20 protein-coding genes and 3 pseudogenes are annotated in these 18364 nt (G+C 69.3%); 12 read left to right on the forward strand and 11 right to left on the reverse strand.

All coding sequences use genetic code 11. The features are described from left to right. Positions 1-13: 13 nt before the first annotated feature. Positions 14-430 (reverse strand): hypothetical protein, encoded by a 417-nt coding sequence (locus ACFY0P_RS50845; protein ID WP_388929310.1) that lies wholly within the window; start codon positions 428-430, stop codon positions 14-16. A 322-nt stretch (positions 431-752) separates the two neighbouring features. Here ACFY0P_RS50845 and ACFY0P_RS50850 point away from each other — a divergent pair. Further along, positions 753-938 (forward strand): annotated as a pseudogene (locus ACFY0P_RS50850) (ISKra4 family transposase); the annotation flags it as partial. Here ACFY0P_RS50850 and ACFY0P_RS50855 read toward each other — a convergent pair. From ACFY0P_RS50855 to ACFY0P_RS50865, 3 genes and pseudogenes are all read right to left on the reverse strand, one after another. Next, positions 920-1810, reverse strand: coding sequence for a transposase (locus ACFY0P_RS50855; protein ID WP_388929311.1), 891 nt, complete (start codon positions 1808-1810; stop codon positions 920-922). The pseudogene ACFY0P_RS50850 and the gene ACFY0P_RS50855 overlap by 19 nt on opposite strands. Further along, a pseudogene (locus ACFY0P_RS50860) lies at positions 1797-1925 on the reverse strand (hypothetical protein); the annotation flags it as partial. The pseudogene ACFY0P_RS50860 and the gene ACFY0P_RS50855, both read right to left, overlap by 14 nt. 337 nt (positions 1926-2262) lie before the next feature. Then, a complete protein-coding gene (locus tag ACFY0P_RS50865; protein ID WP_388929312.1) occupies positions 2263-2982 on the reverse strand; it encodes an MBL fold metallo-hydrolase in 720 nt (239 codons plus the stop codon). 107 nt (positions 2983-3089) lie between these two features. On the opposite strand from ACFY0P_RS50865, the gene ACFY0P_RS50870 reads away from it, so the two are divergent. Next, complete coding sequence (locus ACFY0P_RS50870) at positions 3090-3653, forward strand: TetR/AcrR family transcriptional regulator (protein WP_388929313.1); 564 nt, start codon at positions 3090-3092, stop codon at positions 3651-3653. Positions 3654-3911: 258 nt separating this feature from the next. Here ACFY0P_RS50870 and ACFY0P_RS50875 read toward each other — a convergent pair whose 3' ends face one another. Further along, positions 3912-4499: a transposase gene (locus tag ACFY0P_RS50875; protein ID WP_388929314.1), complete on the reverse strand. Its 588-nt coding sequence runs from the start codon at positions 4497-4499 to the stop codon at positions 3912-3914. Between ACFY0P_RS50875 and ACFY0P_RS50880 the strand changes: the two genes are divergently transcribed. Beyond that, positions 4467-4751: a hypothetical protein gene (locus tag ACFY0P_RS50880; protein ID WP_388929315.1), complete on the forward strand. Its 285-nt coding sequence runs from the start codon at positions 4467-4469 to the stop codon at positions 4749-4751. The two genes, ACFY0P_RS50875 and ACFY0P_RS50880, sit on opposite strands and share 33 nt — an antisense overlap. Positions 4752-4848: 97 nt before the next feature. Continuing rightward, the gene (locus tag ACFY0P_RS50885) at positions 4849-4995 is read left to right on the forward strand and encodes a hypothetical protein (RefSeq protein WP_388929316.1); all 147 of its coding nucleotides are present in this window, start codon (positions 4849-4851) and stop codon (positions 4993-4995) included. 70 nt (positions 4996-5065) lie between these two features. Here ACFY0P_RS50885 and ACFY0P_RS50890 read toward each other — a convergent pair whose 3' ends face one another. Continuing rightward, positions 5066-5914 (reverse strand): LLM class F420-dependent oxidoreductase, encoded by an 849-nt coding sequence (locus ACFY0P_RS50890; protein ID WP_388929317.1) that lies wholly within the window; start codon positions 5912-5914, stop codon positions 5066-5068. A 139-nt stretch (positions 5915-6053) separates the two neighbouring features. Between ACFY0P_RS50890 and ACFY0P_RS50895 the strand changes: the two genes are divergently transcribed. Further along, on the forward strand, positions 6054-6935 hold the full coding sequence (locus tag ACFY0P_RS50895) for a LysR family transcriptional regulator (RefSeq protein WP_388929318.1): 882 nt from the start codon (positions 6054-6056) through the stop codon (positions 6933-6935). Positions 6936-7308: 373 nt separating this feature from the next. Here ACFY0P_RS50895 and ACFY0P_RS50900 read toward each other — a convergent pair whose 3' ends face one another. Next, the gene (locus ACFY0P_RS50900; protein ID WP_388929319.1) at positions 7309-8169 is read right to left on the reverse strand and encodes an SDR family oxidoreductase; all 861 of its coding nucleotides are present in this window, start codon (positions 8167-8169) and stop codon (positions 7309-7311) included. A 143-nt stretch (positions 8170-8312) separates the two neighbouring features. Between ACFY0P_RS50900 and ACFY0P_RS50905 the strand changes: the two genes are divergently transcribed. After that, positions 8313-8699, forward strand: a complete 387-nt coding sequence (locus ACFY0P_RS50905) for a winged helix-turn-helix transcriptional regulator (RefSeq protein ID WP_388929320.1) — start codon at positions 8313-8315, stop codon at positions 8697-8699. A gap of 535 nt (positions 8700-9234) precedes the next feature. On the opposite strand, the gene ACFY0P_RS50910 is transcribed toward ACFY0P_RS50905, so the two are convergent. Further along, positions 9235-10689: an NF041680 family putative transposase gene (locus tag ACFY0P_RS50910; protein ID WP_388929321.1), complete on the reverse strand. Its 1455-nt coding sequence runs from the start codon at positions 10687-10689 to the stop codon at positions 9235-9237. A gap of 302 nt (positions 10690-10991) precedes the next feature. On the opposite strand from ACFY0P_RS50910, the gene ACFY0P_RS50915 reads away from it, so the two are divergent. The 5 genes from ACFY0P_RS50915 (at position 10992) to ACFY0P_RS50935 (ending at position 15217) form a co-directional block, all read left to right on the forward strand. Continuing rightward, entirely contained in the window at positions 10992-11219 is a 228-nt protein-coding gene (locus ACFY0P_RS50915; RefSeq protein ID WP_388929322.1) for a transposase, read from the forward strand. A gap of 57 nt (positions 11220-11276) precedes the next feature. After that, positions 11277-11873, forward strand: coding sequence for a transposase (locus tag ACFY0P_RS50920; protein ID WP_388929323.1), 597 nt, complete (start codon positions 11277-11279; stop codon positions 11871-11873). 292 nt (positions 11874-12165) lie between these two features. Then, positions 12166-13284, forward strand: a complete 1119-nt coding sequence (locus ACFY0P_RS50925; protein ID WP_388929324.1) for an ABC transporter substrate-binding protein — start codon at positions 12166-12168, stop codon at positions 13282-13284. A gap of 86 nt (positions 13285-13370) precedes the next feature. After that, the gene (locus ACFY0P_RS50930; protein WP_388929325.1) at positions 13371-14588 is read left to right on the forward strand and encodes a sensor histidine kinase; all 1218 of its coding nucleotides are present in this window, start codon (positions 13371-13373) and stop codon (positions 14586-14588) included. Continuing rightward, on the forward strand, positions 14585-15217 hold the full coding sequence (locus ACFY0P_RS50935) for a response regulator (RefSeq protein ID WP_388929326.1): 633 nt from the start codon (positions 14585-14587) through the stop codon (positions 15215-15217). The genes ACFY0P_RS50930 and ACFY0P_RS50935 overlap by 4 nt, the downstream gene beginning before the upstream one ends. 207 nt (positions 15218-15424) lie before the next feature. Here ACFY0P_RS50935 and ACFY0P_RS50940 read toward each other — a convergent pair. The 3 genes and pseudogenes from ACFY0P_RS50940 to ACFY0P_RS50950 all read right to left on the reverse strand — a co-directional run bounded on the left by ACFY0P_RS50940 (position 15425) and on the right by ACFY0P_RS50950 (position 17683). Further along, a pseudogene (locus ACFY0P_RS50940) lies at positions 15425-16631 on the reverse strand (RNA-guided endonuclease InsQ/TnpB family protein). A 325-nt stretch (positions 16632-16956) separates the two neighbouring features. After that, the gene (locus tag ACFY0P_RS50945; protein WP_388929327.1) at positions 16957-17325 is read right to left on the reverse strand and encodes a YrdB family protein; all 369 of its coding nucleotides are present in this window, start codon (positions 17323-17325) and stop codon (positions 16957-16959) included. Between the two features lie 136 nt (positions 17326-17461). After that, positions 17462-17683, reverse strand: coding sequence for a hypothetical protein (locus ACFY0P_RS50950; protein ID WP_388929328.1), 222 nt, complete (start codon positions 17681-17683; stop codon positions 17462-17464). Here ACFY0P_RS50950 and ACFY0P_RS50955 point away from each other — a divergent pair. Continuing rightward, positions 17678-18364 carry an alpha/beta hydrolase gene (locus ACFY0P_RS50955; protein WP_388929329.1) on the forward strand — a complete coding sequence of 229 codons (687 nt, stop codon included), beginning with the start codon at positions 17678-17680 and terminating at the stop codon, positions 18362-18364. The genes ACFY0P_RS50950 and ACFY0P_RS50955 overlap by 6 nt on opposite strands.

The following is an 18364-nucleotide window of genomic DNA, read 5'->3' on the forward strand; positions in this document are numbered from 1 at the left end:
CGAGTCCGTCGTCTCAGTGCTCGCGGTGGAGTTCGTACGCGGTACGGAAGTCGAAGAAGCGCAGGCCGTCGATCACGGTTCCGGACTGGATTTCGCGCAGAGTCCAGGGATGGGCGGAGAAGTCGTCGGTGGCCACGCCTCCATGCTCAAGCAGCAGCGCGACCAGTTGGTGAACCTCTGCGGTGCCGTCGATACGCCCGGAGATGTCGATCTGTACTGCCCAGGTGGGGTGGTGTCCGACGGCCGCTTCAAGGACCGCCACGTCACCGGAATCCCAGTCGGAGAAGAGGTAGCCGGTCTGCTGATCGTCGATGTCTATGTAGAGGTTGCCGTCCAGAGTCCACGAATCCCGCTGCTGGGGCAGGTGCTGATCGAGTAGGGCGATGGTCTCAGTTCGCTCACCTGCGGGGAACACGAAAACGGTGCGCATGTGATGGAGCGTAGGCGGTGCGGCTTCTCGGCGACTACGGATATCAGGGCTGGTGCGGGTCGGCCGATGTAGTGCGGACGGCGATGTCAGCGAAGGTGGGCATGCCGAGGTCGACGGCCGCAGTGCGTCGGGCGAGGCCGACGGCCTCAACGTCAGCCTCTCCGCCGACAACAACAAGATCGCCCAACTCGAGGAGTCAGCACGCCGGACCACTGACCTCGGAATGCCCCGCTTCCACGACGTCGCCCCGCACACCGTTACCCCGAAGGCTGGACCACAGCCCGCTCAAGGCGACTGAGTGGGATTCGTGCTGGTTCAGATAATGATCGGCGACCGCCTCGACATCACCGGCGCCCGCTGGGGCCTGCCCGGCGCCGAAGCCGTCCTCAAACTCCGCGCCCTCAACGACAACGACGACTTCAACGCGTACTGGACCTGCCACCTCTCCCGGGAGCACGAACGTCTCTACCCCACCCCCGGCCAGCACAACTACCAACTCACGGCCTGACCCACGGACTTCCCAGAGCTGGAGCTACACCCGAAGGAGATGCCGCAGTTGACCAGGGTCTGGTGGCGGCGGATGGCGCGGTCGGAGCGGACTTGGAAGTCGGCCCAGCCCAGTTCGTCCTTGACATGCTTGTAGCTCTGCTCGATCCACGGCCGCAATCCATAGAGACGGACCACCTCGGCGAGGTCGGCTGGCGGGTGAGGACTGGTGGCGGCGTGGGGTGTGTCGGGGTGGGGCAGGTTGGTGGCCAGGTACCAGGTGGCCTTTTCCGGCAGGCGGGCTGGGTTGGTGGTGGCCGCGACCAGCCCGCAGGGTGAGTGGGGGCCGTAGCCGCCCAGGCGGGCGTCGGCGGCCCACCAGGTCTCGGTATGCCCGTCGCGGAAGTGGCGCTCGACTGGCGTCCAGGCGCCGGGACGCTTGGCATTCCTCCAGGCCAGGGCCTGTGCGGCCTGGATGGGGGTGTGCGGCTGGTCGACCGGGGCCCAGACACCGTTGCGCGGCTTGAACGCCACCACATAGGCCAACCCGGCCTCGCGCAGCGCGAAGTACCAGTCGTCGCTGACGGAGTAGGCGCAGTCGGCGACCACCGCCCGGCAGCCGAAGCCGCCTCCTTGCCGCGGGCCGCGAGAGCGGCGGCCAGCTGCGGTTTCGTGCGGAAGGCCGGACCAGACCGGCCGCGGGCGAAGTGGTGGGCAGGCGTGTAGGGGCGTATGCAGCGGGTAGTACACGCGGCCGTCGGTCCACACCGTGGTCACCGTGACGATGTCGTTGTCCGTCTTGCCCAGTCGGCCCAGCCATTGCCGGCCCCCGGTGCGCGGTTGCTGTGCCGTCCTTGCGGTCCCCGGAGTCGTCGATGACGATGACCCCACCATCGTGCGGAGCCGTCGCCAGTTGCTCGCGCAGCAGCTCAAGCCGCCGGTCGTTGACCTGCTCGGCCTCCCAAGGGGACTCGGACAGGAAGAACTGCAGCCGCTGCGCCCCCGGCATCCCCGCACCGGCCACCGGCTCCGCCCCTGCCAGGCAGGTGATCGTCTTGTCCGCTCGCGCGGCGCCAGTAGCCCGGTCAGGTACTCGCGAAACCCGCGCCGCTGCGCCAGGCTGAAGAAGAAGTCGTCGAAGCAGGCCGCGTACTCCTCCAACGGCCGCGGCGCGGGCGGACACGGACGGCGGGCAGTCATCTTCAGCCCCCGGTACGGTGGTTGACTCCTCCCACCGGCCTACGACCAACCTCACCTGCCGTCAACCCAGGCCATCGCCGGATTAATCGAACTACCGATAATCCGTCCGGGACGCCGTGGCACAGGTTCGGCTTCACGCCCGGACGCTACTGGGGTTGTGCCGCGGCCCGGACCTGGCGGACCGCCTCCTGCACGCCCCCGTTCCAGGGCGTGCCGTGCCCCGGCAGCACCCACTTCGCCCGCACGTCCCCGAGCCGGTCGAGCGACGCCAGCGCCTGCTCCCGGTCATCGGTGAATGGAGCCGGCTGTGGCCCGCGCTGTCCGGTGAGTACATGCCGGGTTGTGAGGCCGTCGCCGACGAACACCGCATCGACCTCGGGCACATGAACAGCAATGCTGCCTGGCGAGTGCCCCGGCAACCCCAGGATGCGGGGCGCGCCTGGCAGGTCGAGCACGTCGCCGTCGGCCACCTCCGACACCTCGGTCAGGTACGTCGTGCGCAGGCCGCCCTTGCGGCTGGCGTACCAGAGAAAGCCGGCCGTGGCGCCGAGCCTGGCGTGCCCCCAGCTGTTCTTGACCTTGACCTCGCCCCGGGCGCGCGCGGCGTCGGCGCTGTGGACGAAGACCGGGACTCCGTGGTCGCGGCAGAGCCGCTCCGCGAAGCCGAGGTGGTCGGTGTCGCCGTGGGTGAGCACGACGCCGCGGATGTCGGCCGGAGTGCGGCCCAGGGCGGCGAGCTCGGCGGTCAGCTCCCGCCAATGGCCGGCCAGCCCGGCGTCGATGACCGTCACGCCGTCGCCGGTGACGACCATATAGACCGCCACCATGTCGTTCCCGATGCGATGCAGGTGCTGATCGAGTCTCATGATCCTTCTCCTCGCTGTTCCGCGACGATGGCTACGATACATAGCTATCATGGCTACGGCCCATAGCTATAATGAAGACGAGATCGCACCGGCCGGAAGGAGAATGCATGCCGACGCCCGAACGCACCTCGCTCGAAGTCATCGTCGAAGCAGCCCGCGACATCCTGGAGTCGCAGGGGCTCGCACAGCTGACCATGCAGGCGGTCGCCGACCGGGTCGGCGTGCGCGCCCCCTCGCTCTACAAGCGGGTCCGCAACCGCGACGCCCTCGTCCGCCTCGTCACCGAGGCCACCCTCCTCGACCTGGAGAAGCAGCTTCATGCCGTCCCGGCGGCCCCCCAGCCCCGCGAGAGGCTGGCGGGTCTGCTCCGCGCCTTCCGGGCGTTCGCCCACGCTCGCCCGGCCGCCTACCACCTGATCTTCGCGAACACCCCGGCCCCGACCAGGCCCGACCCCGCCCTGCTGGCCCGCGTGGCGGACCCTGTCCTGCAGACAGCCGCCGATCTGGTCGGACCCGCCCAAGCCCTGGAGGCGGCCCGCACAATGACCGCCTGGGCACACGGCTTCATCAGCATGGAACTGGCCGCCGCCTTCAACCTCGGCGGCGACGTGGACAGCGCCTACGAGTACGGCATGGCCCACCTGGCGGCCGCCCTCACCCAGCCGGCGTGATTCCGATCCGACCGCTCGTAGCGCACTTTCCAGTCCGGAACGGGTCGTGCAGGGTCAGGCTCCTTTGCCTATTCGGCACCGAAAACTCTTCGAATGCTTCGGCATCGCCCGGCGCGATCCGGGACGGCCATCAACACCCCAGCGTGCTCACCCCGCACGACTGGGTTCACTGTCGTGGGAGCCGAAACCCTGGGTTCGCAGTCAAACGCCTCGATCGGCTGAGCTTGACTCTGGTCCGAAAAAAAGAGTGCGTGCGGGTCAGGCCGTTGGGATGGGGTCGAACCTGACGGTTAGTCCGAGGCGGTTGGCTTCCTTGGTCATGCGTCGCATGGCGCGTTCGGGGTCGCGGCGGGTGAAGTAGTCGGCGCCGAGGTCCTGGTAGGTGGTCTTGTTGCGGAGGATGGGCCAGATCGCGGTAACGATCTTGTGTATCACGGCGACCTGGGGGCGCCGCCGACCGCGCCGGACGGCGATGCGCCGGTAGTAGGCGCCGAGGTGGCAGTCCTTGTTCCCGATCGCCGCCATCGCGGCAACCCCCAGTACGCGTTTGAGGTTGCTGTTGGCCTGCCGGATGCGGCCGGACTTGTTGACACCGGCGGACTCGTTCGTCCCCGGGCAGACTCCGATCCAGGAGGCGAGGTGGCCGGCGGTGGCGAACTGTGCCATGTCACCGCCTGTTTCGGCGATGATGATCGGGGCGGCCGCGGGGCCGATGCCGGGGACGGTGTCGAGGCCGGCCACGTTCTGGTCGTGTCCCAGGCGGGCGAGTAGCGCGGCGGTCCGGGCATCGATCCGGTCGGCCGCGCAGGTGAGGTGGCCGATCTCCTCCAGGTAGTGCTGGCACATGAGCGCGTGGTGTTCGGTGAACTGCACGTCCAGGGCCTCGATCAGCGCCGGGATCTTGCTGCGGGCCCGGCGGACGGCGAGTTCGGCAAGTGCCTCGGGGTCGCGATCACCGTTGATGAGCGCGCTCAGGATCGCCCGGCCGCCGGCCCGGTGATGTCGGAGAGCACCGAGGAGAGCTTCATCCCCGTGTCCTCCAGCTCCTTCTCCAGGCGCTGGGCCTTCTGCCCGCGGGCGGTGACCAGTTCGGTTTGAGCCGTGTGCCGCGACGAGTGGCAAACACGGTTCTGAGGAGGGGGGCGCCGGAAAACGGCGCCCCCTATCCGACAACCGTGAGCACCATGTCAGGGATGTGACGTTCGGCGAGGACGCCTCACGGGTGCGGACCGGCGGCGCACCGCGGGTGATGGCGCCCCCGCCGAATCTGGCCATCGGCGCGCTCCGCCTGGCCGGGTGGGACAACATCGCCGAGGCCTGCGTCATCACGGGCGGGACATGACCCGGCCTCCGACTGCTGTCGGGCTCACGTGATCATTCTGCGCCGATCGCGAGAACGACAAAGTCCTGGGTCAACGAGGGAGATCGGCGTGCATCTCCAGAAACGCGTCCACCTCGACCGGGTCCTCGAGCGGCAGCGGGTAGACCAGCAGCCGGTCGACGCCGAGTTCCGCGTAGCGCAGCGCGTTGTCCGCGTCCACCTCGACTGGATTGATCTGCATGAAGTTGATCTCCAGCCGGCCCAGCTGGGCCGGCCGGGACACCGTGGCCGCGGCCTTGCGCAGTCCTTCGAGGTGGGTGACCAGGTCCTCTGGCGAGCTGCCGTTGCCGATCCAACCGTGCCCCTTGAGGACTGCCCGCTGGTACGCGGCCGGGCTGTGCCCGCCGATCATGATCCGCGGGCCGTCCGGCCGCACCGGGCGCGGATGCGCGTCCACGCGTTCGAAGTTCGCGTACCGGCCGTGGAACGCAGGTTCCGGCTCGGTCCACAGCTGCCGCATCGCGTCCAGGTACTCGTCGGTGCGGCCGCCGCGCTCGGAAAGCCGCACACCCACCGCGGCCATTTCCGGCTCAAGGTAGCCAGGCGCGACGCCGAGAAGCACTCGGCCTTCGGACAGCACGTCGAGGCTGGCGACCTGTTTGGCCAGCACCACCGGATTGCGTTGCGGCAGGATGAGGATCCCGGTGCCCAGCTCCATCCGCTCAGTCACCGCGGCCACATAGGACAGGTGCACCAGAGGGTCGAGAATCGGGTCGGTGGGCGCCATCGGCGAGTCGGGCACCCGGGGGCTGGGCAGCACCACGTGGTCCCCCACCCACCAGGAACGGTAACCCAACTCCTCTGCCCGGCGGGCCAGTCGTGACGTGTCGGCCGACCCCAGCGTCGCCTTGGCACTCAGACCGTACACACCCAGTTCCACGAACCCCTACCCCCATCGATCCATACGCGGCGGTCATCACCATGGCCCTGTCCGGGCGTCCCGGAAAAGTCCCCCGGTAGGGCCATTGTTCGGCAGGATCGGCCTGGCTGTCCAAGAACATCCGTGATAACCATCGGCTATGGATGCCCATATCCGGGATCTGCGATATTTCGTTGCCATCGCCGAAGAACTCAACTTCACCCGGGCCGCAGAACGACTCCTCGTCTCCCAACCGGCGCTGAGCAAACAGATCCGGCACCTGGAGGAGCGCATGCGAGTGCGGCTGTTCGACCGGAGCCGGCAGGCCGTGTCGCTGACCCCGGCCGGGCAGGCGCTGCTGCCCGGTGCCCGAGAGATCATCCAGCAGTGGGAGGAGGCGCAGCGCGCGGTCAGTGACGCTGCCGCCGCCGCGGCGGCCGTGCTCACCATCGGCGTCTCCACCAGCATTGGCCGCGGCCTGTTGCAACGGGCCCGGGCGCACTTCGCGCAGCGCCGACCGGACTGGCGGGTGCAGGTCCGACAGATCAACTGGGAGGACGCCACCGCAGGACTGGCCGGTGGTGCGGTGGACGTGGCGCTGGTCTGGCTGCCCGTGCCCAACCAGGACACCTTCAACATCCAGGTGCTGGTCCGGGAACCGCGCTGGGTGGCCGTGCGCAAAGACCACCGGTTGGCGGACAGCCGCGAGGTGGCCTTCGCCGAACTGGTACACGAGCCGTTCCTGGCGCTTCCGGAATCCGCCGGCCCGCTGCGCGACTATTGGCTGGCCCTGGCCGCGCGGGACGGCCGCCCGGCCCGGATCGGCGCCGTGGTGTCCAACGCGGACGAGACGTTCGCCGCCATCGAGGAGGGCAGCGGCATCGTATTGCTAGCCGCCGGGAACGCGCGCATCTACCAGCGGCCGGACATCGTGACCATCCCGGTGCGCGGGCTGTCCGCCGCCGAACTGGCGCTGGCCTGGCGGCCGGACGACCACCGCGGCGCGATCCGCGATTTCATCGACGCGCTCACCCCGGCGTGATCGGTCGGCCGCCGGGCGGCCGCGCTGTCGGGCCGTCCGCGACGACCTCCCGCTCAGCCGGCGGCAAGGGCAGCACCAGCTCGGCCGCCACCGAGCGGGCGGCCCGCCCCAGATCGCCCAGACGATCCGCGACTACTGGAACATAGAGGCCCTGCACCACGTCCAGGGCACCACCTTCGCCGAGGACGCCTCCCAACTGAGGACCAGCAAAGCAATGCGCGTCATGGCCACTTGACGCAACCTCGCCGACGGCGCACTGAAGCCGACAGGCGTCACCAACATCGCCGCCGCCCTCCGCCACAACGCCCCCGACCCGTAAACGCCGTTCACAGAGGGTGTGGTCTTCTTCGGTGTTCGCGGGCGGGGTCACCTGTCAGCGCAGGGCGGCGGTGATCGCGTCGGCGAGGGTGGCGGTGGGCCGTCCGATCAGGCGGCGCAGGTCGCCGGTGTCGGTGAACAGTTCACCGCGGCTCAGTCCGAGGTCGGAGTCGGCGAGGATCTGGGCCAGTTCGGCGGGCACGCCGGCGCCGGTCAGGGCCTGGGCGAACGCGTCTGCGGGGAGGTCGGTGTAGGTGATGGGCGTGCCGGTCGCGGCGGAGGCGGTGGCGGCGAGTTCGGCCAGGGCGAACGCCTGGTCGCCGCCCAGCTCGTAGACGGCGCCGGTGTGGCCTTCGGTGGTCAGGACGACCGCGGCGGCCTCGGCGTAGTCGGCGCGGGTCGCGGCACTGACCATGCCCTCCCCGGCCGCTCCGAGGAAAGTGCCGTGCTGGAGGGCCAGGGGCAGCTGGCCGGTGTAGTTCTCCAGGTACCAGCTGTTGCGCAGCACCACGGCTGGGGCGTCCCGCTCACGCAGGTACTCCTCGGTGGCTCGGTGGGTGCCGGCGAGGATCGTGCGGGCTGTGTGGGCCCGCGTCATGCTCGTGTACGCGATCAGGGACACCCCGGCGGTCAGTGCTGCGTCGATGGCGCGGCGGTGATGGGCCAGGCGATCCTCCACCGGGAACGAGGCCGAGATCAGCAGTACCTTCTCCGCTCCCGCGAAGGCCACGGCAAGGCTGTCGGGGTCGGCGAAGTCCGCCCGGCGGGTCACGACACCACGGTCGGCCAGGTCCTTGATGCTGGCGGTGTCCCGGCCCGTGGCGACGATGTCCGCGGCCGGCACTCCACGCCGCAGCAGCGCCTCGACGGTGAGTCGGCCCAGCTGGCCGGTGGCTCCTGTGACGGCGATAGACATGTTCGGTTCCCCATTCCGCCGCGACTTTCGCGGCCCGCCATCACTCTGACCTGGAAACTCTCCATCGGTAAGTAGCCACTTTTTGGTAAGGTGGCCACCCGGAGGAAAGAAATGAGGCGGGAGCTGTGACCCCTGTCGAGACTGTGACCGACGCGACATCGTCCTGGGACCCCTACGAGCGAGGCTGCCCGTCACGGGACCTGCTCGACCGGATCGGCGACAAATGGTCGATCCTCGTTCTCGGCGAACTCGGGGAGCACGGGACATCCCGGTTCACCGAGCTGCGCAAGCGCCTGTCGGGGGTCAGCGAGAAGATGCTCACCCAGACACTGCGCGCCCTCGAACGCGACGGCCTGGTCCTGCGAACGGTCCACCCGGAAGTGCCCGTGCGCGTCGAGTACGAGCTGACTCCCCTCGGGCACACCCTGCGCGGCCCCCTCAGGGGGCTCACGGAATGGTCCCTGCAGCACATGGCCGAGGTCCTTGCAGCCCGCAAGGCATACAACACCCGCGCCGAGCAGACCGGCTGAGCCGCGCCTCACCCAGGGCAGCGCCCGGCGCCGTAACTCGCCAACCTCCGGTATAAGTGACCGTCTCCCAGGTGGGAGACCTCCCGGAGAGGCTGTGTCTTTTTGATGCGCCAGCCACGCACCGTGTCCTTGTTACTGTGCAGTTGAAGGAGTTCGCTGGCGTCGTGGCTTTGATGAGTCGCGCGAACCCGGAAATCACAGCAACGCAGGTCCCCGATTCAGGTCCCCAAACCTCCATACCGTTCGCACCGTTAGTACAGAGCAATCCGTCCATAGTGAAGAGGCGGCCCTGTGGTCCGGCAAACTGGGCAACATGCGGCTGTTGGCTGTCCATGCCAGTACTCAGGTTGAACTCGTGATGTCCGGTATCTCGACAAGGCCCGTGAGGTCCAGGCCGGTGGGTGGCAGGCCTTCGCTGAATCGAGGCGCCCGTAAGACACGTCTTCGCAACGACTCATCACCGCCAAGGTCACCGACCACCTGGCTACAGAACGTCACAGATCAGAGGTTCTGGCACAGCTTCTCACCTTGTTCTTTATGGTCTGAGTCGGTCTCGTTCGATGATGCTCTCGGGGCGTCTCACGGTCTTGCCCACGTCGTAGCGGGTGGCTGGCCGCTGATTCTTCGATGCAACTGGCCTGCCAGGACCGGGGGTTGAGGGTTTCGGCGCACGTGCCGGACAGTGCAGGTGCGGGCGGAGGTTCCGGAACCCCCGGCGGACTCGTGCCGGGGTGAGCCGGCCGGGCTCGGCGGGCCTCTCCCACGGCCTCCGCAAGTCGGCGGCGGCCCCGCGTAGGAGGCGGATCTGGGTGTGCGCGGCGACGATCAGCCAGGTCCAGCGCTCGCCGGCCTCGGGGGTCCGCAGCTTCGGCCGGGTCCACCCGAGGGTCTGTTTCATCAGCCTGAAGAGGTGCTCGATGTCGAACCTGCGCAGGAATGCCTGCCAGCGGACGTCGACGTCCTCGCTGTTCAGGCTGGTGGCGGACGACCAGAGCCAGAGCGGGAGCGGGTCGCCCCCGCTGGGCAGGCGGTCGACCTGGAGGCGGATCAGCGTGCCTTCGATGATGGGGAGTTCGCCGGTGTGGTCGATCCAGGCGGAGCGGGTGGTCAGGCGGGGGTGGATACGGTCCCAGGCCATCGCGCGGGCGGTGCCGTACCGGTCGGTGACCTGCGTCGTGGCCGCGTCCGGCTCGCCCCAGGTCTCCGGCTTGGCGAAGCGGAGCTCCTTGCCGTGCTTCGGCGGTCGCCCGCCCTGGGGATAGGCCAGGGCGTACTCCTTGAGCGTGGGTGTCGGCCGTCGCATGACGCGGTCGGAGCGCATCCGTCCCAGCACCTCGACCGGGAGACCGGCCAGGAGGTGGGCCATGCGCGGAGCGTCGTAGCCGGCGTCGAAAACGATGAGGATGTCGCGGTCACCGACGTGCCAGCGGCCCATCTCGATCAGGTCGGTGACGACCCGGCGGAGCTGGGCGGCGGTGGCCTCGGCGACGTCGTCGGCGGGACCGAGACGGACGGCGTCCAGCAGCTGGCACCAGGAGGTGCGGCCCGATTCGAGGGCGGCGACGAAGGAGTACGGCCAGCCGGGGATGAACTGGTCCGAGGCTCGCCCGCTGCGGCCGTAGACGTGGCAGAACAGGCGGTCCGCGCTGGTCGGCGCGTCGGGGCGGAGCCAGTTGCTGATGTCGACGGCGAGGACCAGGCGGCCGTCGGCGGCGCGCGGCATCGGCAGACCGGCCAGCACCTGCCGCAGCCGGGGCACGTCCACGTTCCCGTGGTTCAGCGCCTCGTACATCGCGCCGTGCCCGCGCCGGTGCTCGGCCACCAGTGTCAGGTCCACCGGCGAGGTCACCGGGCCGTCCGCACACAGCAACGCGTCGACGAGCTCGAACAGTTCGTCCCCGCGCGCGGTCAGGCAGTCGAATAAGTCCTCCCGGAAGCGTGACGCTTGCGCGAACGCTTCCCCGGGACCGGCGTCAGGCAGCAGACTCACTTCACGGCCTTCGTCTTGGTCGGTGCACCTTGGTCGGAGCACATGATCAGACGAAGGCCGCCTTCGCGTCCGGCGAACTCCCAGGTGAGCGGCCTAGTTCGAGGCCCATTTCGACCTCAGACCATAAAGAACAAGCTCACCGAGCGTTGGGTCCTGTCTCGGTCGAATTGGTGCCGTTTCCAGAGTCCTGCGGCGCCGGGGCCGCTGTGCTTGACGGGGCAGTCGACCCGTCCGCGACGCCTGGGAATCGCTTCGTTCCGACTGCTCCTGTCTGCCCCCAACACGCCCCCGAGCGCCGCCTTTTGACCGCTGGTAGGGTCGGCCGCAGCCGGCTACTTCGCAAACGAGACCCCGCACGGCCCCTATCCCAGCGACCTGTCGCACGCGCGCTGGACCTGATCGAGCCCGTCCTGACGTCCTGGCGGGACCAGCGCCACGCCCGGGCGCTGGACATCGGCCGACCGCCCGAACACGACCTGCGCCAGATCATGAACGCCATCCTGTACGTGGACCGCACCGGCATCCCCTGACGCTACCTCCCGCACGACTTCCCCGCCCTGGGCCACGACCTACGGGTACTTCGCCAAATGCCAACAGGACGGGGTGTTCGAGCAGCTCACCGGCCTGCTGCGGCGCGTGGGCCGCGAAGCCGAGGGCCGAGGCGCGGAGCCGTCGGCCTGCGTGCTGGACTCTCAGACCATCAAGACGTCCGCCCACGTACACCTCGCGGACCAGGGCACGGACGCCGGGATGCGGATCACCGGCGAAAGCGTCACCTCGGCTGCGACACCCTCGGCCTGCTGCTGACCGTGCTGGTCACCGCAGCCGGCGTCTCCGACACCGCAGTCGGCGTGACCCTGCTGTCCCGCATCGCCGCCGCCCACCCGCACATCACGAAGGCCTGGGTGGACGCGGGCTACCGCACCACCGCCGTCGACCACGGAGCCCGCCTCGGCATCGACGTCCACCCCGTCCAACGCCCGCCCGGCGCCCGCGGGTTCACGATCATCCCGAGACGGTGGACCATCGAGCGCAGCATCGGCCGGCTCATGCACCACCGCCGCCTCGCCCGCGACTACGAACGCCACCCACACCGCCCCGAAGCCATGATCCACCTCGCCGTGATCGACTTCATGGCCCGCAGACACACCGGCGAAGCCACCCTGAACCGGCGCGGAACCTGACCGGGGACCAAACACGAAAAACAGGACCAAACGCTCAGTCAGGCCCGGGATTACGGGCCGGACCGGGCAGCGTGACAAGCGTGGGAGGGGTCTGTGACGGGCCGTGTGACAGGGCAGCGTGACGCGTGACGATCACACTCGGTCAACCGCCCACCGGGGTGGTCGGTCAACCGTTCGGTTGAACCGCGCTTACCACTCCAGCCCGCCCCTCGCTCCGCGCGGAGGACGCGGGCGCCTGCCGGAGACGAGCAGGATGCGTACGTCACCCCCCCATCAGAGAGGTCTCCGCAGCATGTCCAGCTTCCTCAGCAGACGACGTGTCCTCGCCACCGGCGCCGCCGCAGGTGCCGCCATCGGGATCGGCGCGCTGGGCACCGGCCCCGCGCAGGCCACCACCGGGTCCGAGGAGACCCGGACCCTCGACGAGCTTTACCAGGCCGCCCTCGCCGAAGGCGGGAAGCTCGTCATCTACGCCGGTGGGGACACCCCGACCCAGCAGGACTTCACCAAGGCGGCGTTCCTCAAGCGCTTCCCGGACATCGACCTGACCCTGGTCGTGGACTACAGCAAGTACCACGACGTCCGCGTCGACAACCAGCTCGCCACCGGCACCCTCGTCCCCGATGTCGTGCAGCTCCAGACCCTCCAGGACTTCACGCGCTGGGAGCAGCAGGGGCAGCTGCTGCGGTACAAGCCGGCCGGGTTCTCCAAGGTGTACGACAAGTTCAAGGACCCGCACGGCGCCTGGGTCGCCATCGGAGCGATCGGCTTCAGCTTCATGTACAGCCCGTCCGCGGTCGGCTCGGACGCCCCGCGGACCCCGCTGGACCTGGTCGACCCGAAGTGGAAGGGGAAGATCGCCTCCTCCTACCCGCACGACGACGACGCGGTCCTCTACCTCTACTCGCTCTACGTCCAGAAGTACGGCTGGAAGTGGGCGGCCAAGCTCGCCGCACAGGATGTGCGCTTGGCGCGGGGCAGCAACTCCCCCGGCGACGCGGTCCGGGCCGGCACCCATGCGATCGGCGTCGGCGGCTCGGGCGCCCCGCTCTCCACCGGGCCCGTGAAGTGGGTCATCCCGGACAGCGCCCCGTTCATGGCCTGGGGCCAGCGGGCCGCGATCCTGAAGCAGGCCGCGAACAAGACCGCCGCCAAGCTGTACCTCAACTGGCAGCTGTCCCTCCCCACGCAGCAGGGGTCCTTCAACGGCTGGTCCGTACGCACCGACGTCACTCCCCCGACGGGCCTGAAGGCGCTCTGGGAGTACCCCAACGCGCACCTCGACGGCTTCCCCCGCTTCATGGCCGACCGCGCCGCGATCGAGCGCTGGAAGCAGACCTTCGCCCTGTACTTCGGCGAGGTGAAGGGCGACCCCACACCCGGCTGGCTGGGGCTGCACCCAGGCGCGTAGCGCACGGTTCTTCACAGAGGTCATACCAAGCCCCGATAGACTCGGACGCCCGTCCAAGTGGATCAGTCCGTTCAAGGGGATCTGCCGTGACCGACCGCGCTCCCGCCCACGGCGCCCGACGCGCCCTGGAACACGCCCCGCACTACGTGTTCTTCCTGGTCGTCGGTGCCGCCGTCGTGCGGCTCGTGGACCTGAACAGCCCGCTGTGCTGGCACATGGTCGGCGTCAGCGGGCTGTTGGCCGTGCTGTACGGGGCCGGTCTGGGGCTGTGGAGCCGGCTCGGTCCGGCCGTCCGGCTCGGCTGGATCACCACGCTGATCGGTCTCTGGGGCGTCCTCGTGTTCCTCGCTCCGGCGCCGTTGACCTCGGCGTACGCCTGGTGCGGGGTGCCGCTGGCGTGCGCGGCTCTGCGGGCTCTCGGGCGGCGGGCGGCGCTGGTCGCGGTGGGCGCGATCTCCGTCGTACTGGGCTGGCGGCTGGTCGGCTCCACCGGCCGACTCGACCTGGAGATGGCGCTGATCCCGGTCGCGGCCGTCTGGGGCACCGTGGCTCTCTACCGGGCCCAGCAGCGGGACGCCGCCGAACGTCAGCGTCTCCTGGAGGAGTTGCGGAGCACCCGGGACATCCTGGCCGAACAGCAGCGCCGGGCCGGTGTGCTGGCCGAGCGCACACGGATCGCCCGGGACCTGCACGACACGCTGGCCCAGGAACTCGCGGGCAGTCTGATGCTGCTCCAGGCGGCCGAGCGGGACTGGGAACGGCGGCCGGACGCGGCCCGCACCAGGGTCCGCGCGGTGGCCGACGGCCTGGACGGCAATCTCGCCGAGACCCGCCGGATCATCCACGACCTCACGCCGTCCGCCGTCGCCGAGGCCGGACTCGAGGGCTCGCTGCGGCTGCTGTGCGCCCAGGTGGAGCAGGAGGGGACCGCGGCCCGGGTGCGGTTCCGCTCCGCCGGCGAGCCTCGTCCCGTTCTGGACGAGCAGGCGGCGGCCACCCTGTTCCGCGTCGCGCAGGGCACCCTGGCCAACGTGCGCGAGCACGCCCGCGCGGTGAACGTGCTGGTCACCCTCCACCACGAGGCGGACCGGATCGAACTCGACGTACAGGACGACGGAGTGGGCTTCGAACCGACCGGGACCACCGCCCGGAAGACCCGCGGCTTCGGCCTCCCGGCGGCCCGTGCCCGGCTCCGCGAGTGCGGCGGCGACCTGCGGGTCACCAGCGCACCGGGCCGGGGCACCCGGGTGCGGGCCGTGCTCCCGGCGACCTCTCCCCGTCTGACCTCGGCGACCGCCGGATGACCGTTCGCCTGTTGGTCGCCGACGACCACGCCGTCGTACGGGCCGGACTGCGGGCCCTGCTGGAGGGGGAACCGGACCTCGAGGTGATCGCGGAGGCGGGAAGCGGCGAGGAGGCCGTACGGCTCGCCGTCCAGATGAAGCCTGATGTCGTGCTGATGGACCTCCGGTTCGCCGGTGCCGACATCGACGGCATCGAGGCCGTCCGCCGGCTCGCCGTCGAGGCCCCCGCCGTGCCGGTGCTGATGCTGACGAGCTTCTCCGGACGGGCCGACGTCGTGCGGGCGCTGGAGGCGGGCGCACGCGGATATGCGCTGAAGGCGGGGCCGCCCGAGGAGCTCTTCCGGGCCGTCCGCGGAGCCGCCGCCGGTGCCATGGCCCTCGCCCCCGAGGTCGTCGGGGAGCTCGTCGGCCAGGTGGTCCGGCCCGACGCGGACCTGACCGAGCGCGAGGTCGAGGTCGTCCGGCTGGCGGCGGAGGGCCTGAGCAACCGGGCCATCGCGGAGACGCTGTTCCTCAGCGAGGCGACGGTGAAGACCCACCTCGTGCGCATCTACCGCAAGCTGAAGGTCGAGAACCGCGCGGCCGCCGTGACAGAGGCCGCGCGCCGGGGGCTCATCCAGCTCGACTGACCAGCCCGATCCGCTCCTCAGTGGCCGCGGAACGCCTCCTCCAGCCATCAGACGCCGTACTCGCCGCCACCTTGGTGTCGACCAGCAGCGGCGCCGACCGCGGTCCAGCCACCCAGTCCTCGACGGCCTTGAGATCGGCGGACGTCCGTACGGTCACCGCCTCGAAGCCTTGACATCCTCTCCCCCCTGGAGGGGGGAGATTCCCGCCTACCGCGCCGTTGAAGGCTGCGGTGTCGAGTGGGTTCCTGCTTCGCTGCGCGGTGCGGGCACGGGTGCCCGTCTTACCTGCGCTCCACAGGCTGACACAGCCAGTCCGGCCGCCTTGGCGACGTTGACCGCCGCGTTGAAGTCCCGGTCCAGGACGGCCCCACAGGCCCCGCAGGTCCACACACGGACGTGCAGGGGCTTGGGGCCATCCTGGACGCTGCACTGCGAGCACACCTGAGAGGTCGGCTCGAAGCGGCCCATCTTCACGAACGTGCGCCCGTACCGGGCAGCCTTGTACTCCAGCATGCTCACGAACGCCGACCATCCGGCGTCGTGCACGGACTTGGCCAGGCACGTGCGGGCGAGTCCTTTCACCGCCAGGTCCTCCACGGCGACCGATTGGTTCTCCCGGATCAGCTGTGTGGAGAGCTGGTGGTGGAACTCGCGGCGCGCGTCCGCGACACGGGCGTGTGCCCGTGCGAGGCGGATCCTGGCCTTGTCCCGGTTCTTGCTGCCCTTCTCCTTGCGCGAGAGGGCGCGCTGTGCCTTCTTCAGGCGCATCTTGGCGGCGCAGGAAGCGCGGGCTGTCGATCCTCGTGCCGTCGCAGAGGATCGCGAAGTGCCCCAGGCCGAGGTCGATGCCCACCTCGGGAGTGGCATTCGCCAGGATCTCCTGCGGGCCGGTCTCGACGACGAAGCTCGCGAAGTACCGGCCCGCGCTGTCCTTGACGACGGTCACCGTGGACGCGGTGGAGGGCAGGGAGCGGGACCACTTCACCTTCAAGTCGCCGATCTTCGGCAGGCGCAGCTTTCCGCCACTCGTGATCGACCAGCGGGCGTTCGCCGTGAACCGCACCGCCTGCCGGGTGTCCTTGCGCGCCTTGTACCGGGGCGCACCCATGCGCGGGCGGTTGCCCGTCAGCCCGTCGAAGAAGTTCTTGTACGCGCTGTCCAGGTCGCGGAGGGATTGCTGAAGGATCACCGCCGAGACCTCGCCGAGCCAGGCCCGCTCCGCAGTGTTCTTCGCCTCGGTGATGAGCTGTTTCGACAGCTTTCCGGTCCTCGGGAACGGCAGCCCCTGGCTGCGGACGGTCTCCCGAGCGCGCAGCGCGTCGTTGTAGACCACCCGCCCACACCCGAACGCCCTCGCTAACGCCATGCGTTGACCGGCGCTCGGGTGCAAGCGGAAGCTGTACCTAAGCTGCACACGGATCACGATACACAATTGGTTTATGGGTATCGATGAGAACGTTCGCACTGAGGTTTTCTCAACAAAGTGGCTACCGGCTGCGCCGGCTGTTAGCTTGGTGTTTTGTTCACCTGACCCGCTGATCTTGGTTCGTTCCCGGGACAGCAGGGCGGGACCTTGAGAACGATCAGTCTCGCTGTTCGCTGGTCTTCAACAAACGATGGCTTGTTGAAGCCCGTGTTCTATCGGCGCGCGCCTGAAGGCGTTGTCCTGTCTCATCCGACCTCGAGTGCATCTCAACGGACCTTGGGCGATTGCGGGGCGACGATCGGGGCGGAATCGGTCAGGCTTCCTGATGCATCAAAGCGTTACGGTCCAACGTCGCGAGAGCAGTGTTGACCGCGATCACGATGGCGAAGACGGTGGCCCACCCGTGCCGGCCGATCGCGTACAGGGCAGCAACTGCCGCGCCGAACACCAGCACCTTCACACCCAGAACGACCATCAACGGCACCGGTATCCGAGCCTTCGGGGAGGCAAACAACCCCCACAGGACAGCCGCCGACAGAGGTGCGGCCACGGCAAGCACAAGACGCACAGCCATGTTCTCCACGCTCTGCCAGCCCCAGCATGCGAGAACAACGAGGGCCGCGACCTCCAGGAGAAACGCCAGTCCTTCATTGATCACATGCAAGGGGGCAGGGAGCTTCATCGGATGTCACCCTTCGTCACGAGCGCAGCCCCTCATTAGAACTGAACCGCCCCGGGTTCGGTAGCAGATTGGGTGAGCAAACCGACCCCGTCGTGTGGGGCAGCGGGATCTCGTGCGCGTGAGGCACACGGGCCGGTCACCGATCGGCGAGTCTGCGGGCGAGCGTGGCTCGCTCTGGTTCGTTGCCGACGAGGTCAAGGGCGTCGTGATAGGCGGCGGCCGCCTCGGTGGTGCGGCCCATTCTTCTCAGCAGGTCGGCCCGTGCTGCGGGAAGCAGGTGGTAGCCGTGCAGTTCCTCGGCATTGGTGAGGTCGTCCAGCCGACCGAGTCGAGCGCGCCCGTGGTCGTCCTGGTGCACGGAGCCTTTGCCGACGCCTCCGGGTTCACGGGCGTGATCCGCGAGCTGACGACCGCCGGGCACCGCGTCGTCGCGCCGCCGAACCCCTTGCGGGGTCTGGCCGGTGACGCGGCCGTGGTCCGCGCAGTCGCCGGTGGCATCGACGGCCCCGTCCTGATGGTGGGTCACTCCTACGGCGGTGCCATGATCATGCAGGCCTCCGCCGGCCTCGACAACGTGGCGGGTCTGGTCTACCTCGCCGCGCTCGGCCTCGACGAGGGCGAGAGCTGCGCCGGTCTCGGTGCCCCCTTCCCGCCCTCGATGCTGGCCGAGACCGTACGGCCGACCTCCTACGAGGCGCACGGCGCCGCGGGCGGCCCGGACCTGTACATCGACGCGGACGGCTTCCACGAGTCGTTCTGCGCCGACCTTCCCGCCGAGCTGGCCCTGGCCATGAGCCTCGCCCAACGGCCGATCGCGGCGGCGTCGTTCGCTAAGGAGGCCACCGGGGCCGGTTGGAAGACCGTCCCGTCCTGGTACCAGATCGCCCGGCACGACAACGCCCTCTCCCCTCAGGCACAGCGCTTCATGGCCGAGCGGATGGGCGCGACCACCGAGGAGGTCGACGGCTCCCATGTGGCCTTCATTGCCCAGCCGCGCCGCACGGCGGACCTCATCAAGGCGGCGCTGAGCAAGCTGTAA

Origin of the sequence: Streptomyces sp. NPDC001714 (assembly GCF_042892755.1) — a bacterium.
In the GTDB taxonomy this organism is placed as follows: domain Bacteria; phylum Actinomycetota; class Actinomycetes; order Streptomycetales; family Streptomycetaceae; genus Streptomyces.